Annotated in this window: 14 protein-coding genes and 1 riboswitch; of the genes, 8 read left to right on the top strand and 6 right to left on the bottom strand. The window is 35.8% G+C overall.

The features are described 5' to 3' along the window. Positions 1–4: 4 nt before the first annotated feature. Positions 5–3757, bottom strand: a complete 3753-nt coding sequence (locus GQN54_RS04105) for a TonB-dependent receptor (protein WP_160632241.1) — start codon at positions 3755–3757, stop codon at positions 5–7. 149 nt (positions 3758–3906) lie between these two features. Then, positions 3907–4218 (bottom strand): hypothetical protein, encoded by a 312-nt coding sequence (locus GQN54_RS04100; protein WP_160632240.1) that lies wholly within the window; start codon positions 4216–4218, stop codon positions 3907–3909. Between the two features lie 47 nt (positions 4219–4265). Between GQN54_RS04100 and GQN54_RS04095 the strand changes: the two genes are divergently transcribed. Beyond that, the gene (locus GQN54_RS04095) at positions 4266–4694 is read left to right on the top strand and encodes a Rieske (2Fe-2S) protein (protein WP_160632239.1); all 429 of its coding nucleotides are present in this window, start codon (positions 4266–4268) and stop codon (positions 4692–4694) included. 60 nt (positions 4695–4754) lie between these two features. Here GQN54_RS04095 and ahcY read toward each other — a convergent pair whose 3' ends face one another. Next, complete coding sequence (gene ahcY / locus GQN54_RS04090; RefSeq protein ID WP_160632238.1) at positions 4755–6071, bottom strand: adenosylhomocysteinase; 1317 nt, start codon at positions 6069–6071, stop codon at positions 4755–4757. 83 nt (positions 6072–6154) lie between these two features. On the opposite strand from ahcY, the gene GQN54_RS04085 reads away from it, so the two are divergent. The 5 genes from GQN54_RS04085 (at position 6155) to GQN54_RS04065 (ending at position 11546) form a co-directional block, all read left to right on the top strand. Further along, a complete protein-coding gene (locus GQN54_RS04085; protein WP_160632237.1) occupies positions 6155–6781 on the top strand; it encodes a 4'-phosphopantetheinyl transferase family protein in 627 nt (208 codons plus the stop codon). Between the two features lie 21 nt (positions 6782–6802). Further along, positions 6803–7555, top strand: coding sequence for a geranylgeranylglyceryl/heptaprenylglyceryl phosphate synthase (locus GQN54_RS04080; RefSeq protein WP_160632236.1), 753 nt, complete (start codon positions 6803–6805; stop codon positions 7553–7555). A gap of 54 nt (positions 7556–7609) precedes the next feature. Then, the gene (gene pnuC / locus GQN54_RS04075; protein ID WP_160632235.1) at positions 7610–8200 is read left to right on the top strand and encodes a nicotinamide riboside transporter PnuC; all 591 of its coding nucleotides are present in this window, start codon (positions 7610–7612) and stop codon (positions 8198–8200) included. Continuing rightward, positions 8179–8724, top strand: a complete 546-nt coding sequence (locus GQN54_RS04070; protein WP_160632234.1) for an AAA family ATPase — start codon at positions 8179–8181, stop codon at positions 8722–8724. The genes pnuC and GQN54_RS04070 overlap by 22 nt, the downstream gene beginning before the upstream one ends. Before the next feature lie 161 nt (positions 8725–8885). Further along, a riboswitch (TPP riboswitch) is annotated at positions 8886–8995 on the top strand. Between the two features lie 121 nt (positions 8996–9116). Beyond that, on the top strand, positions 9117–11546 hold the full coding sequence (locus GQN54_RS04065) for a TonB-dependent receptor (RefSeq protein WP_207554815.1): 2430 nt from the start codon (positions 9117–9119) through the stop codon (positions 11544–11546). A 288-nt stretch (positions 11547–11834) separates the two neighbouring features. Here GQN54_RS04065 and GQN54_RS04060 read toward each other — a convergent pair whose 3' ends face one another. The 3 genes from GQN54_RS04060 to GQN54_RS04050 form a co-directional block, all read right to left on the bottom strand. Beyond that, complete coding sequence (locus tag GQN54_RS04060) at positions 11835–13325, bottom strand: T9SS type A sorting domain-containing protein (RefSeq protein WP_160632232.1); 1491 nt, start codon at positions 13323–13325, stop codon at positions 11835–11837. A 70-nt stretch (positions 13326–13395) separates the two neighbouring features. Continuing rightward, the gene (locus GQN54_RS04055; protein ID WP_160632231.1) at positions 13396–13995 is read right to left on the bottom strand and encodes a leucine-rich repeat domain-containing protein; all 600 of its coding nucleotides are present in this window, start codon (positions 13993–13995) and stop codon (positions 13396–13398) included. After that, positions 13992–14921 (bottom strand): bifunctional riboflavin kinase/FAD synthetase, encoded by a 930-nt coding sequence (locus GQN54_RS04050; RefSeq protein WP_160632230.1) that lies wholly within the window; start codon positions 14919–14921, stop codon positions 13992–13994. Before GQN54_RS04050 ends, GQN54_RS04055 begins: the two co-directional genes overlap by 4 nt. A 163-nt stretch (positions 14922–15084) precedes the next feature. Here GQN54_RS04050 and atpD point away from each other — a divergent pair, with 163 nt between their 5' ends. Both atpD and atpC read left to right on the top strand, forming a co-directional pair. Continuing rightward, positions 15085–16599: a F0F1 ATP synthase subunit beta gene (gene atpD / locus GQN54_RS04045; RefSeq protein ID WP_160632229.1), complete on the top strand. Its 1515-nt coding sequence runs from the start codon at positions 15085–15087 to the stop codon at positions 16597–16599. A gap of 36 nt (positions 16600–16635) precedes the next feature. Next, positions 16636–16875, top strand: a complete 240-nt coding sequence (atpC, locus tag GQN54_RS04040; RefSeq protein ID WP_160632228.1) for an ATP synthase F1 subunit epsilon — start codon at positions 16636–16638, stop codon at positions 16873–16875. The last annotated feature ends 61 nt before the right edge of the window (positions 16876–16936 follow it).

Raw genomic sequence — 16936 nt, 5'->3', positions numbered from 1 at the left:
TTAATTAAAAGCTAAGTGAAAGACCTAATCTTATTCTACGAGGCAACTCATAGTTATAAGCATTATTCAATTTAATATTATAATGAGTTTTGTATGACTCCGGATCAGTTGTTTCAGCAATCTGGTTGGCATATAAAGAAGACGCTAAATAACCATCATTTTCAGCATTCCCTGTGTACCCATATACGTTACTCACATTACTTCTATCTAACAAGTTTAATATTTGAATGTATACGTTTAAGTTAGATGTTTTTGCTTTACTTGCTTGAGATTCTGGCTTCCATGTAATTAAGAAATCTTTATCGATTCTTGCATCAAGACGGTAAACAAATGGTAACCTTCTACCATTTACATCACCCACAACATTAGAGTTTCCACCACCAGAAAACAGTTGTGTTCCTGTAGCTACGTTTCTACCCGTATATGGTGTTCCAGATCCTGCAATAGCAGTTAAGTTTACACCAAAATTTTCCAATATTGGGGTGCCGTTAATTACAGGACCATTGTAATTTTTACCACTTCCATATCTATAATCAATTGCTGTAGTAATGGCGTGTCTTTGGTCATAAGTATAAGGCAAAATAGTTCTAAGGTTAGGTTGACCAGTATTTACAAGGTTAAAGGCAGTAGTAGAACCTGAACCTGTACCATTAGCAAACTGTATGGTATAACTAGCTCTAAACTTCAAATTCTTGGTTCTTCTATAGTCGTATGATAAAGTTGCCCCCTTTACCGTTCCAAAATCAATATTTGCATATGTAAGGTAATCAACCGGGAATGCTCCAGTCAATCTTCTAACCTGTATCATATCTCTTTGTTCTCTATAAAACGTAGAGATTGTTAATGCAGAGTTCTTGTTCAAAGCTTGCTTAAACCCTAACTCATAGTTAATAGTCTTTTCAGGCTTCAAATTCGGGTTATTAGTAATATTAGTAGACTGGAAACTTGGTAAATACAAATAGTTTATTAATTCAATTTGATTACCTGTAGAAGGTCGTTGAGTTAAGATATCATAGTTTGCAAAGAAAGTTGCCTCATCCGATATTGGGAAAGAGAAAGAAATTCTTGGCATTACATTTACCTGAGGAGTATAATCCTTAAATGAATTTTCGTCTAAAGAACTTGAAATATTCTCCGAAAACTTTGAAGGGTCCTCTAACCAAGGAGCAATTCCTTCTACCGAATAAATTGAACGAGGATCATTAATTTCTATACCGTTTGCATTATAAAAATCATCTCCTTGTCTATACCCTGTAATGTTAGTAACATCTGGGCTATTTCCATTTGAAGTATAAACTACGAAGTCGTCTCCAATATTAGATGGTATATCATTTTCTTCAAACTCAGATCGAATTGACCCTGCCGTCCGTATTGGTATCAAAGAAAATTGGTCTTTTAAAACAGGCTGATTTGCATCAAATCGGTCAACTCTAAAACCAACTCTCAAAATCAAATCATCAAACTTAAATTTATCTTGAATATAACCAGCAACATAAATAGGTTGATATGGAGCAATCAATCTTGTTTTGAAGGGGTTTCCATCCAGAATCTCTTCTCCATTAAAAAAGTCATTCAATGTAGCCTTATTAACCTTATCTCCATATGCATCAAAACCATAATAAGACATGGAGGTACCATTTAAAGGATTGATTAACTCATCAGCACCAAACCACTTAATGTCATAAGTATTGATGTCATAAGAATCAAAATCGATAAAATCCTTACCGTCAGCAGGTAATCCTAATGCATTTCTCATGTTAATTGCAGAAGCAGTTCTACTTTCTCCGTTATAGTTTCTCTCATAAATTACTCTAGGCAAATCAGGATAACTATAATCAATGGTATAATTTAAGGTATCTATTTCAGTAATGTGAACATTTACTGCATTTCTACCTAAATTCCACAAACTGTTTGGATTAAATGAGTAAGATCGCTCTATTCGTTGTTCGTACTCAAAACCTACCAACAATTCATGGTTTTTAATTTCCGCCGAACCATAACCAGAAACTCTATACTGATCTCTTTCAGTTTTAAGATAAGTACTCTCTACATCTCCAGGGGCACTATACATAGTATAGATATTATTTGGCATTCTTCCGTTTGATAAACCTCCATTTTCCACCAAATTAATTACAGTATTAATGTTGTCTCCGTATATCCTATAGGCATCCACATTGTAGTTAGATAATATTGGATTGACATCACTAGGGGTAAACTTATATGCTAGTGGAGCTGTAAAACCATTTAAATAAAATGCTTCTAAAGGGGCTAAAGGATTTCCATTCTCATCATACAAAGTTCTAATCTCAGGTAAAGCTCCAAAAGAAGGCTCAAATTCTGACTCAAATTTCCCTACATAACCATAGTTAAAGAAGTTATCTTGATGATTCTCATTCTGTCTAACTCTATTAGCTTTAGTATAATCAATTTGAACACTAAAGAAAGCATTCTTAATCAAAGATGCAGACTCTGACTCTTCTTCAGCAGTAGCATTCTTGAAACTTTGTTGAAACCTAGCAAATGTTCTAAAATCGTTTCTAATTTCTTGGGGGTTATTTTTCCAATTGTACAATGCATATGCATCATTTGTATTTCTAACATCTAAATTTCTAGTGTTATAATCAAACGATCCACCAACAGTAATTTTAGACGTTTCAGAGGTATTAAAATCCAACTTTCCTGACAAGTTAATTCTTTTAAGGGCTGTATTTTTCATAAATCCAACCGTTTCAAAGTCATTCTTATCAAGTAGCTCAGCATTATAAATAACCCCTCCTAACTCTTGAACTTGAAAAGGGTTAGCTTCCAATCTCGCTAACACATCATCCTTTACCTTATATATATCTTGTGTAGAACCTCTTGGATCTACAATCGAGCTCAACTCTGCAGAAAGTAAATATCCAACAGGCGCTGAAACCACCTTTCCAGACTCATCCTTTTTAGGAAATAGAGGACCACCTAAAGACAATCCAACAAGATTATAACCATAATTATCCAACCCGGTAACTGTATTCTCTCCCGTTTTAAAACCGGAAGTCAAATACTCAACAGACCCAAAAGTTTGTTTGATAGCTTCTTTCGTTGTAATAATTGTCAAACCTCCAGTTACATCACCATACTGTGCAGGAACACCACCAGTAATTACAGACACCTCTCCAATAGCATCTTTAGGTAAAGAAGTAGAACCTATCACTTTCACACCATCAATATAGGTGTCAGAAGAAGATGATCTAGATCCTCTAATATTCAATCCATCAGACCCATCATCTTTTGAATATACCCCACCTACAGTTTTAGCTACATCTGCAGCAGAACGAACCGCCATACTCTTGATTTCTTCGGCACCAACTTTTGTACCTGTTGCCCCTTTATCAATTTCTACTAATGGCTCCTTGTAGGAAATTACTTGTACTTCTCCAATTTGAATACCTGGCTGAAGCTTTACATCCTGTCTCTTCAATTGATCGGAACTAATAATTACTCCCGCAATTTTTTGAGTAGTATATCCCACGTATGATATAAGAAGATCATAAGTACCAGGTGGTATTGGACGAAGAGAGTATTTTCCATCAAAATCTGCTGACCCAGCAGCAATTTGATTTCCTTTATTCTCAATCACTACATTGGCAAATGGAAGCGCCTCACCTGTTTCGGCATCAGTAATTGTACCTTGAAGAGAACCTGAGCCCACTTGCGAGTATCCATAAGAAAAGGCACCAGCCACTAAGGCAAGCGCAAAGAATAATTTTCTTAGCATAATATTGAATTTATGTTAAATCTATTGGTCTTAAAAAACTACAGTGGCGTAAAGATATGCAATAAAGAAAAACATTTCAAAATTTTATCTTGCATCTTTTTTACCATTTTTTAATACTTTCTTAAAGAACGATTGGAGATTTTCTCCTTTTATTTTCGAAACCAACGACTCAAGAATGACTCTTTTCTATTATCGTTAATTCGTTTCGACTTTCTTTTACTTCTTTTCATTCTCTTTTGAACTTCTTTGGTCTGGATATCGATGTGTTTTTGCCTCCTCGCCTCCATTTGTTCAGCCGATTTTTCCTTTTTAATTTCTTCTTGTTTTTTTAGTTGTTCTTGGCGTTTCTCAACGGTGCGATCAACTTTCTTACTTTGCGCAAAACTATTTTGAGGTAAGACACACAACAAAACAAAAGTGATGCTTCCGATTATAAAAAAATTTTTTTCCCTTCTATTCATGGGTTCCTTTTATACTATTTTTGTAGAACACTTGATTTAGGTTGACAATGATATTAAAAAGTATTCGATTAACAACACTCCTTTTTATTCTAATAGCAATTGGTTGCGATGACAACACCACCAATTCAAACATCCCAAACGTAGCAGTCAATATATATATATCACTTCAAGATCCTGAATTTATTGACTTAACTGTTCCTTCAGGATCGGTGAATGTAACAGGTGGCTCAAGAGGAATAGTGGTATACAGGGTTAATGAGGACGAATTTAAAGCTTATGATAGACATTGTACTTATGCACCAAGCAGTAGCTGCGGAATTGTGGAGATGGAAAACTCTGGCGTTTCATTGCGAGACAATTGCTGTGGCTCTGTCTTTTCAATATTTTCAGGCTATCCAAGTCAAGGACCGGCAATGGTTCCTCTAAAGGAATATAGAACCTCTTTTGATGGAAATACTTTAAGAATTTACAATTAAAAAAGGTCAGTTGAATAACAACTGACCTTCTCTTTTATTTCCTATCTACTAAATCAACTATTAGTATCTATAGTATTCAGGCTTGTATGGACCTTGAACTTCCACTCCAATATACTCTGCTTGGTCTTTTGTAAGCTCTTCTAACTCTACACCAATTTTCATTAAATGCAAGTAAGCTACTTTCTCATCCAAGTGCTTTGGAAGCATGTAAACTTTATTCTCGTAGTTTTTGCTATTCTTCCAAAGTTCAATTTGAGCTAATGTTTGATTCGTAAATGAATTTGACATTACAAATGAAGGGTGACCAGTTGCACAACCTAGGTTTACTAATCTACCTTGAGCTAACAAAATAATATCATTACCGTTTACATTATAAAGGTCAACCTGCGGCTTAATTTCATCTTTAGTATGTCCAAAGTTTTTATCTAACCAAGCAACGTCGATTTCATTATCAAAGTGACCGATATTACAAACGATTACTTTGTCCTTCATTTTTTCAAAATGCTTTCCTTGGATAATGTCTTTATTTCCGGTTGCTGTAACAACTATATCAACTTCTCCAACAATATTGTCCATTTTCTTAACCGCAAATCCATCCATTGCAGCTTGCAATGCACAAATAGGATCTACTTCAGTAACGATAACTCTTGCACCGGCACCTCTCAACGACTGTGCAGAACCCTTACCTACATCTCCGTAACCTGCAACAACTGCTACTTTACCGGCCATCATAACATCAGTAGCTCTTCTAATAGAATCTACTAAAGACTCTTTACAACCATATTTGTTATCAAACTTAGATTTGGTAACCGAATCATTTACATTAATTGCAGGCATTACTAATGTTCCGTTTTTCTCTCTTTCATATAAACGGTGAACACCAGTAGTAGTTTCTTCAGATAATCCTTTGATTGCATCAACTAATTCAGGATAGTTATCAAAAACCATATTAGTCAAGTCTCCACCATCATCCAAAATCATATTCAATGGATTTCTTTCTTCACCAAAGAATAGCGTTTGCTCAATACACCAGTCAAACTCTTCGGCAGTCATACCTTTCCAAGCATATACTTGAATTCCAGCAGCAGCAATTGCAGCAGCTGCATGATCTTGAGTTGAAAATATATTACAAGAAGACCAAGTCACTTCAGCCCCCAAAGCTACAAGCGTCTCTATTAACACTGCTGTTTGAATAGTCATGTGCAAACAACCAGCAATTCTTGCACCTTTCAAAGGCTGCTCATCTGCATACTCTTCTCTTAGTGCCATCAATCCAGGCATCTCCGCCTCAGCTAATCTAATTTCTTTTCTACCCCAATCTGCTAAAGAAATATCTTTTACTTTGTAAGGCAAGAATTCTACTTTTGTATCACTCATTCTATTATTGTTTTATTTTTAATGGAAGACAAAGTTCCTAATTAAATTCTTGAAATTCAAGAGCACCTAAATAACAATCCAAAATGGCTTTAGTTCATTCTTTCTCACCACAAAAAAACAGCATCATTGGCTATTGGAAATTTGAAGAGTCTGTTGATGATTTAATTGCTCGTGTCGAAGATCTCCATTTTAACTTAGAAAAGTTTTACCTTATTAATAGTACTAACCGAAAAATAGAATGGCTATCCACCCGACTTCTATTACACGAACTTCTTCCAGAAAATAATTGTGACATCTACTACAGTGAATTTGGCAAACCTCACTTATCTTCTACCAACAAACACATTTCTATCTCTCACTCTAAAGGAATGTGCGCCATGTACATTGGAGATCAGTCCAATGGGGTCGATTTACAAATATTAAACAACAACATTGAATCAATTGCCCACAAATACCTCGATAACAGCGAATTAAAGCTAATACAATCTCAACTTGAAGACTACCACATATTATGGTGTACCAAAGAAGCTGTATTTAAAGCCTATGGAAGAAAAAAAATTTTCTTGAAGAAAAATATTTTTGTTCAATCTATTAATAAGACCGAAAATAAAGTGGTTGCGCAATTAATAGACGAAAACTACACTCAGAATTACCTATTAAAATACCTATATTTTGAAAACTATTATCTAGTTTATACCTTGAATGTTTAATATTGCATTGAAATTCACTTTATGAATCAAGGAGAAGTATACCATACCATTATTCACAAAACAACTAAAAAGAAGAAGCAACTGGCGGTTTTAATCGATCCTGACAAGTCTACTTCCAAAAGTTTGTTGAAATTGATTCAATTGTCAAATGAGATGGAGGTGGATTACTTTTTTGTTGGCGGAAGCTTAATGACGGGCGGAGATTTAGACAAAACCATTGGATTCATTAAAAATAATTCCGTAATACCTGTCATTCTTTTTCCAGGTCACCATTCGCAGATTAACCCAAAGGCAGATGCCCTTTTATTATTGTCTTTAGTTTCAAGTAGAAATCCGGATATGTTAATTGGTCAACATGTCACTGCTGCACCATATCTGAAACAATCCAATCTAGAGATACTTTCTACTGCTTATTTATTGATAGACGGTGGAAAAATTACCACAGCTTCATACATTAGTAACTCCATGCCTATTCCTTCAGACAAGTCTGAAATTGCAGCTAGTACTGCTATGGCAGCAGAAATGCTTGGTATGAGATTAACTTATTTAGATGCTGGAAGCGGAGCGAATTCTCCAGTTCCCACTGAAATGATTCAAGCAGTAAAGTCAAACACTAATACCCCCTTAATTATAGGAGGCGGATTGACCACCACCAAAAAAGCAGTGGATGCTTTGAAAGCAGGTGCTGATATTGTTGTTGTTGGCAACGCCCTAGAAAAAAACCCTAACTTGCTCTCCGATATCGCTTCTGGAATTAGCAAACTCAACCAATAATTATCACCAATTGGCACTAAACTTCTTAGTTCCTGCGAAAGCCTAAACCTCAACATGTCCATTTTCGACAATTTTCTTTCTGAAGTTTCTAACTTCTCCATTTTAGAAATTATAGGCGTTGTCAGTTCCTTACTTTACATTTACTTTGCTACAAAAGAGAACAGACTGTGTTTCCTATTTGGGCTGATTAGCTCAACCATTTACGTTTATATCTGCTTCAGCTATCAATTGTATTTTGATACGATAATTAACCTCTACTACATTGTCATGTCATTTGTTGGATGGGCGATGTGGTCAGAAAACAAGAATAAAGTGGAGGAGAAAGTAAAATCAATCCAGAACAAAACTTTCTTACTTTATGCGACCATTGGTGGATTAGCAACTCTCGTATTTGGAGGAATTGCACTGAATTACTCCGATGCATCATTACCATTTGTTGATAGTTTCACCACAGTTTTTGCAATCATTGCGACTGTTATGGTGGTCAAGAAACAAATCGAAAACTGGCTCATTTGGATTATCGTTGACGGTGTAGGAATTGGCATGTATTTCTACAAAGAACTTTACTTCACTTCTTTTCTTTTCTTGATTTATACTATCATTGCTATCCAAGGATATCGAAAATGGAAAACACAACTGATCTAAAAATTGCAATTCTAGGTCCTGAATCAACAGGAAAGTCTGAGCTTGCCAATGCACTGGCTAATCATTTTGGTGTTACTTTCATTCCTGAATACGCCAGAACATTTTTAGCACAAAAAAGCAATTACAATTACGCTGATGTTACAACTATCGCAAAACATCAATTTAAACTGATTCAAAATCATACACCTCGCCCATTAATTGCAGACACTGAATTAATTGTGACTAAAATTTGGCAATTGTATAAATATGGTGAAGTTGACGCTTGGATTGAAGATCACATCCACCAACAAAATTTCGACTTGTATTTATTAATGGACACAGATCTTGAATGGACTTTAGACGATTTAAGGGAGAATCCATCATTGGATGAACGTCAAGAACTATTCGATCTATACAAAAAAGAGCTTCAGAAACGTAAACTCAACTATTCTATAATCAGTGGAGAAGGTAATACTAGATTATCGAATGCACTTTTAGCAATTAATACCGATTGCTTTATAAAATGTCGCATACGTCGTACCTAGTATACTCGTTTTATAATAGCTCGGCATTTACCATTTCAACAAACACAAAACATTGAATACATAATGTATTTACAACTAAATCATTAGATCTAAAATACATTAAATTGGTATAAAACCTTTAGCTAGAACTAGCTTCTTCAAATAAACTTTCTAATTTTGCAGCGTCTCGATTGGGGTGCCCAATTCCGTAAGGAAATAAGTTAGGGCTGAGATTATACCCTTTGAACCTGATACCGGTAATGCGGGCGCAGGGATTTGAAACAAACACATACCTAATTGGCCATAATGGTGTGCGTTCTATTTCTATCAAGGGTTACTTATAAATTTTTTATTGCATTGCCTCCCAGGGGAATGCTAAAACTTATTAGTAATACTTAAACAAAATGAAAAAAATGTACTGGTCATTAGTGATGCTATTTCCTAGCATATTAATGGCACAATTGAATGTCACAGGAACAGTAAAAAATTCCTCAACAAACGAACCTCTGCCCGGAGCAACCGTTCGAATCGAAAACAGCTACAAAGCGACTGCCACAGACCTCACAGGAAACTTTGCATTGCAAAATCTGAAGCAAAAAGAATACGCTATTATCATTAGTTATTTAGGTTATGAAACTCAAGAAATCGCCTTTAACTTAACCAAAGACACAACTTTATCTATTGCACTAAATGAGACATCTTTTCTTCAGGAAGAAGTGGTGGTTTCCTCTACTAGAGCGAAAAAAAATTCAGCGACGACTTATACAGAGTTAGACAAAGAAGACATTGAGAAAAATAATTTAGGTCAAGATTTACCTATTTTATTGAATCAAACACCTTCTATCGTAACCACCTCTGATGCAGGAGCAGGTGTCGGATACACAGGTTTGAGAATTAGAGGAAGCGATGGTACACGTATTAATGTAACTGTCAATGGGATTCCAATGAACGATGCAGAATCACATGGCGTATTTTGGGTAAACATGCCTGACTTGGCTTCTTCAACAGAAAGTATCCAAATTCAGCGTGGAGTGGGAACCTCCACTAATGGAGCGGCGGCCTTTGGTGCGAGCATTAACATGCAAACGACTACCTTAAAGCCGAAAGCTTACGGTGAAATCGCTAATTCATTTGGCTCTTTCAACACGTTTAAGCACAGTGTTCAGATGGGTTCTGGATTAATCGATGACAAATTCTCATTTGAAGGTCGTTTGTCTAAAATCCGTTCAGATGGTTACATCGATAGAGCGAGCTCAGATTTGCAATCTTATTATTTATCGGGAGCCTACTATGGAAAGAAAACCATTGTAAAAGCCATCGTATTTGGAGGAAAAGAAAAAACCTACCAATCATGGTATGGAACACCTCAATCTCGAATAGAGAACAACGTAGACGACATGTTGACCCATGCTTCTAACGAAGGTTATTCCCAAGAAAGAATCGACAATTTGTTGAATTCAGGAAGAACCTACAACAACTATTTGTACGACAATCAAACAGATAATTACAATCAAGACCATTATCAATTGTTGATCTCTCGAGAGCTTCATCCGAAGTTAAATGCGAATCTTAACTTCCACTACACTCGTGGATTGGGTTATTACGAAGAATTTAAAGACGATGAAGATTTTGTGGACTATGGATTACAAGATGCAGTTGTAGGAGCAGACACTGTAACTTCTACTGATTTAATTAGACGAAGATGGTTGGACAATCACTTTGGTGGATTGACTTATAGCTTAATCTACGATGCTACTGACAAATTAAACTTAACCCTTGGTGGTGGATTTAATAAGTATGAAGGTGGACATTATGGAGAAATAATCTGGGCAGAAGTGGCAACCAACAGCTCTATTAGAGAGCGATATTATGACAACGTTGGTAAGAAATCAGACTTCAATAGTTATTTGAAAGCTGAGTATAAATTCACCGATAAATTGACTGCTTTTGGAGATATCCAAGTTCGATTGATTGACTACAGCACTTATGGAATTGATAACGATCAACGACCAATTGATGTAGAAGAAGACTTTCAGTTTATCAACCCTAAAGCGGGATTGAACTACCAATTCAATGACATTACGTCTACTTATGTTTCTTATTCGGTTAGCAATAGAGAACCCGTAAGGAATGACTTTATTGATGCAAAGGTTGGAGAAAAACCAAAGCACGAACAGCTAAACAACATTGAGTTGGGCTACCGTGTGAATACAGAAGACTTCTTTGTTCACACCAACTTTTTCCACATGGATTATAAAAACCAATTGGTACTAACAGGTGCTTTGAACGATGTAGGTTCTTCAATCAGACAGAACGTAAAGGAAAGTTACCGAACAGGTATTGAAGTAGTCATTGGGATGAAGTTGAGCAAAAAAGTGACTTGGAATGGAAATGTAACGTTCAGTAAAAACAAGATCAAAAGCTTTGAAGACAATGTTGCAGACTACCTAACCGGAGAAACCATTGTTACTCCTATTGAAGATGCAGACATTTCTTTTTCTCCAAATATGATCGCAGGTTCTGAGTTGCAATACGAGCCAATAAAGAACCTTAAGATTGCTTTATTGAGTAAATATGTGGGTCGTCAATTTTTAGACAACACCTCTAACCCTGATCGAGTGATCAATGAATATTTCGTAAATGACATTCGATTGAGCTACAGCCTGAAGAATGTATTGTTCAAAGAAATGAACTTTAGCTTATTAGTGAACAATGTATTGGATGTAAAGTATAGCTCTAACGGATATACCTACTCATACGCTTATGGTGATGTAACCACTGAAAATTTCTATTACCCTCAAGCAGGAATTAACTTCTTAGGTGGTGTGACCTTGAAATTTTAAGATTTAAAAACTACTTCTAAAAACGCCAGAGGAGAAATCTTCTGGCGTTTTTTTGTTTGCTTGATTGTTCGACCACCTACGGGGTCGATTTGTTTTACATTACTCTCTGCTAATAATCTCTCACCCATACAGGGTGAGAGATGGAAGAAATAATACATTCTAAATTTGATTCAGTCACCACACAATGAACCTGTAGGGTTCACACATCATTAATAACATGGATTAATGAATTAATTCCGACCCCGTCGGGGTCGCACATGATTTATAACAATCTACCTATTAGATTCATCACTTCTTAATCAACTTCCCACTTGCGTAATTGCCTTTTTGATCGGTTAAATGATAGATAAAGGTTCCTGAACTAAGATTAGCGGTATTAATGGTTTCATCACTTGAAAACAACTTCCTCTCTAGCACTTTCTTTCCTGAGATATCAAACAACTCCAGATTGTAGTTTCTCAACTGATTAACTTGACGAAAGTGCACCTCACCGCCAACAGGATTGGGATAAAATACAAAATCAGTTGATGGAATTTGTTGATCAGCAATTCCTGTTGTTTGATAGTTACCATTGCTGTCTACTTTAACTATCCAAACATCTTGCTCAAAACCATCAGGCCCGGCAGGATCATAAGAAGAACCGAACATAATGGCTCCGCCATCAGAAGTGGCCAACACTTTATACATAAACAAATAAGTATTGTTACTGTAATAACGGGTCCAAATTTCATTGCCCATTAAATCAGCCTTAGTCAGCATAAATAAGGTAGTATCTTGTCCATATCCTCCGAATGTAACTACAAAATTTTCTGTTCCGCCAACAAATACATAAGGAAGGGTATCATACCTGGATAAATTACGATTTGCTTCTACCGCGTTAGAATCAGGTAAGCCATAAAAATTTAGGGATAGCTCATTGTAATTGGTATCCATTAAAATTACAGCTAAATCTTCTGCATTTTGCATTGAAGTACCTCTGGGGTTTCCTGCTCTTGAAGCAACCATGAATTTTTCTTCGTCGATTTTAGCTAAGGAAGCATTAAATGAAAACATCCGATAGCCAGGAGTATAATGTGAATGTGAAATATCAAAAGCAGTATCCACTTGAAAATTGTGATCTAATTGTATTATTTCTGCAGAACTACCCCAAGAAACAGGGGGTCCCGCATAAGTACCAATTGCAGTAACTATGTATTTATTGTTGAGTTGAATGATGTCAAAGACATTTTCATAACCAGGACTTTGTGGATCTGATAAATTGACAAACTTATTCATTGATGTATCGAGCATATTCACCACCCATAATCCCGCATTTGGAAATGGTGTACTATCATAAAAATATCCCAATGCAACAAAAATGGAATCATCCAATTGCCTAAAATGCTCTGCAAAGAATTGTTTATCTCCATCTTTCAATTGTATAATTCTATTGTAACCCAAGCTATCCACCAATATAACACAAGAAGAATCTCCTTTCCTCACCCCTGCTTGAGTTACCAATTCATAATCCTTCCAATTAATAATTCCGGTAAACATTGAATTTAAATTACTAGAATATAAACTATCTGAGATAAACACTCCCGTTTTAGAAATCTTTAGTCGATAGGGAACCTCTAAATTATTTACTCGTTGACGACCAACAAAATCATAACTATTGGCATTCTCAAATACATCCACCAGGTTTTGTTCTGAAGAATTATTCAAATAAAAATCAAACTGCTGTGAAAAAACCCCAATGCTAAAAAGCATTGAGGTCATTGTGAATATCAGGTGTTTCATAGGTTGGTTATAAATTTTCATGAGAACGTAAACAAATAACTACATATTGTACGTTATAAGCAACTTAAACCTAAAACGGTCCGCAATTACACCCGTTTGTAAAATAGATTTTAGAATTGGGAAGGTATTCTTCAATCAATTTCTTTTGTTCGTCTTCAATTTTGATACCTCTCAACTCTAACAACTGCAAATTTTTCAACTCCTTCAACTCCGAAGGAAAAATTCGAATCTCTGTATGAATCAAGTCCAACTGAACTAAGTTTTCTGCACCTTTTATGGTGTATGGTATACTTTGCAATGGATTATTCCCGGCCTTCAACACTTTTAAGTTGCTAGCTTTTTCAACAGAAAATGGCAAATCAATCAGCTTGTTCTGAGAAACATCTAATTCTAATAGGAAAGGCAATTCAAAAACAAAATCAGGAATTTCTTCCAACTTATTTCCCGAAAGGTCGAGGTATTTTAGATTTTTGAATTGTGCTAAATCAGATGGCACTTCCTTTAATTTAGATCGACTTAAATCCAATCGAACAACTGCCATTGGATTACTTAATGCTGAGGATAAGGAGGAATAAGTCGTAAAGCGATCCACTTCTGAATTATAAACACCACTTTGAGCCAACACAACAGTAGAATAAATAAAAAAGAAGATTAGCCCCCACTTTTTCATTGTAGTATTTTAAGGGTATTCACTTTATCCTTTCCCATATTCTCAATTAACTCATCCAAAGAGTTGAATTTTTTCTCTTCTCTAATTCGCTCTATTAGCTGAATAGTGATGGTTTCACCATAAATCTCTTCATTGAAATCAAAAATATTGACTTCTATAGTTCTGCTTCCGTCTGCATTTTCAATGGTAGGACGAACCCCGATATTGAGCATCCCTTTATAAGTTCCTAGAGCGGTTATTATTCGGGCAGCATAAATTCCATTTGCTGGAATCAATTTAAACGATTCTTCAATTTTGATGTTTGCTGTGGGATAACCTAACTTCCGACCTAACTTTTCTCCATCCACCACCACTCCACTTAGTGAAAAGGGGTGGCTTAGGTATTCGTTTGCTGTTTTTAAATCGCCATTTTCCAACGCTCTCCGAATTTTCGTAGAACTTACATTTACATCGTCAATGTCTTGAGCCGGAATCTCTTCCACTTCGAAACCATACAATGGACCAAATTCCATTAAATGCTCGAAAGATCCTTCTCGGTTTCTTCCAAAATGGTGATCGTAACCGATTACCAGCTTCTTTGTTCCAATTTTATTGACGATTAAATCTCGCACAAACTCTAATGAAGTCATTCTAGAAAAAGCCTTAGTAAATGGTTGGATAATTAAATGGTCAACACCAGCTTTTTCGAGCAAATCGATCTTTTCTTGAAGTGTATTGATCAATTTTAAGTCATTATCTTCTTGCAAAACCATCCTTGGATGCGGGAAAAATGTTAATAACACCGTTTCACCATTTTCCTTTCTAGCAATTTCTTTCAGGCGATTAATAATGGTTAAGTGTCCTAAATGCACCCCATCAAAAGTTCCCGTAGTCACTACGGGGTATTGAACTGGCTTGAAATTTTCTATCCCTTGATATACCTTCACTCCTCTCCTCTGGTTTGTGTAAAATTTGGTTTCAATTATGAAACTCAAAATTAGCAAAATAAAAATATCAACAATGCTTCCTAAACTTGTCAATTTATTTTACTTTTGCAGCCTAAATTTCAAGGAAGAAATTTTACATTTTTAAATAACCAAATTTTAAGAAATGTCTCAGAACAGCGGAAAAATCGTTAAGATTATTGGACCAGTAGTAGATGTTAGCTTTGATGGCGAAGGAAGCGTGCTTCCTAACATTTTAGATGCTATGGAAGTAACTAAAACTAATGGCGAGAAAGTTATTTTAGAAGTTCAAACTCACATTGGTGAAGGAGTGGTGAGAGCCGTTTCCATGGATTCTACTGAAGGTTTGCAAAGAGGTGCGGTAGTAACTGCAACTGGAGCAGCAATCAAAATGCCAATCGGGGATGAAATCAAAGGACGTCTTTTCAACGTAGTTGGAGATGCCATTGATGGATTGGGTAACCTTGACAAAAGTAACGGATTAGGTATTCACCGAAATCCTCCAAAGTTCGAAGATTTATCTACAGCAACTGAAGTTTTATTTACAGGAATCAAAGTAATTGACCTTATTGAGCCTTATGCAAAAGGTGGTAAAATTGGTTTGTTCGGTGGTGCTGGTGTTGGTAAAACGGTATTGATTCAGGAGTTGATTAACAACATTGCAAAAGGACACGGTGGTTTGTCAGTATTTGCTGGTGTTGGTGAAAGAACTCGTGAAGGAAATGACTTGTTGCGTGAAATGTTGGAGTCAGGAATTATCAAGTATGGTGACGCCTTTATGCATTCTATGGAAGAAGGTGGATGGGATTTATCTAAAGTTGATAAAGAATTGATGAAAGATTCGAAAGCAACTTTCGTATTTGGTCAGATGAATGAGCCTCCTGGTGCAAGAGCTAGAGTAGCACTTTCAGGATTAACATTGGCTGAATACTACAGAGATGGAAACAAAGAAGAAGGAGAAGCTGGAAAAGACATCCTTTTCTTTATCGATAATATTTTTAGATTTACACAAGCAGGTTCTGAAGTATCAGCTTTATTAGGTCGTATGCCTTCTGCGGTAGGTTACCAACCTACATTAGCAACTGAGATGGGTGTGATGCAAGAGCGTATTACTTCTACAAAATCAGGATCTATTACCTCTGTACAAGCGGTATACGTTCCTGCGGATGATTTAACTGACCCTGCTCCTGCAACTACGTTTGCTCACTTGGATGCAACTACAGTATTGTCAAGAAAAATTGCTGAATTAGGTATTTATCCAGCGGTGGATCCTTTGGATTCTACTTCAAGAATTTTAACTCCTGAAATTGTTGGAAAAGAGCACTACGATACAGCTCAAAGAGTAAAAGAAATCCTACAACGATACAAAGAATTGCAAGACATTATTGCTATCCTTGGTATGGACGAATTGTCTGAAGAGGACAAATTGGTTGTTTCTAGAGCAAGACGTGTACAGCGTTTCTTATCTCAGCCATTCCACGTAGCAGAGCAATTTACAGGTTTAAAAGGTGTATTGGTTGATATTAATGACACTATCAAAGGATTTAATATGATCTTAGATGGTAAAGTTGACCAGTATCCTGAATCAGCATTTAACTTAAAAGGAACCATCGAAGAAGCAATTGAAGCAGGAGAAAAAATCCTTGCTGAGAGCAAATAATTATTTTTGTTTCGACGATCGTTATAACTAAAAATTATGCAATTAGAAATAGTAACACCAGATAAACAAGTCTATAAAGGAGACATCACTTCCGCCTCATTTCCAGGTACTGATGGTTCTTTTGGGATTTTACATCGTCACGCTCCTATGGTAGCTGTACTAAAAAAAGGTAGTATTAAAGTATTGGAAGTTAATTCCAAAGAAGAACTATTTTTTGAAGTAGATGGTGGAGTTTTAGAGGTAAAACACGATAAAATAATTGTGTTAGCTGAGTAAAATTAGCTTGCATTAAAGTACAAAGGCCCTTGTTAGTTTTTCTAGCAAGGGCTTTTTTTAT

This window comes from Acidiluteibacter ferrifornacis (assembly GCF_009909615.1).
Taxonomy (GTDB): domain Bacteria; phylum Bacteroidota; class Bacteroidia; order Flavobacteriales_E; family Vicingaceae; genus Acidiluteibacter; species Acidiluteibacter ferrifornacis.
The sequence above is the reverse complement of the archived record's forward strand: the minus strand, read 5'-3'. Positions and strand labels throughout refer to the sequence as shown.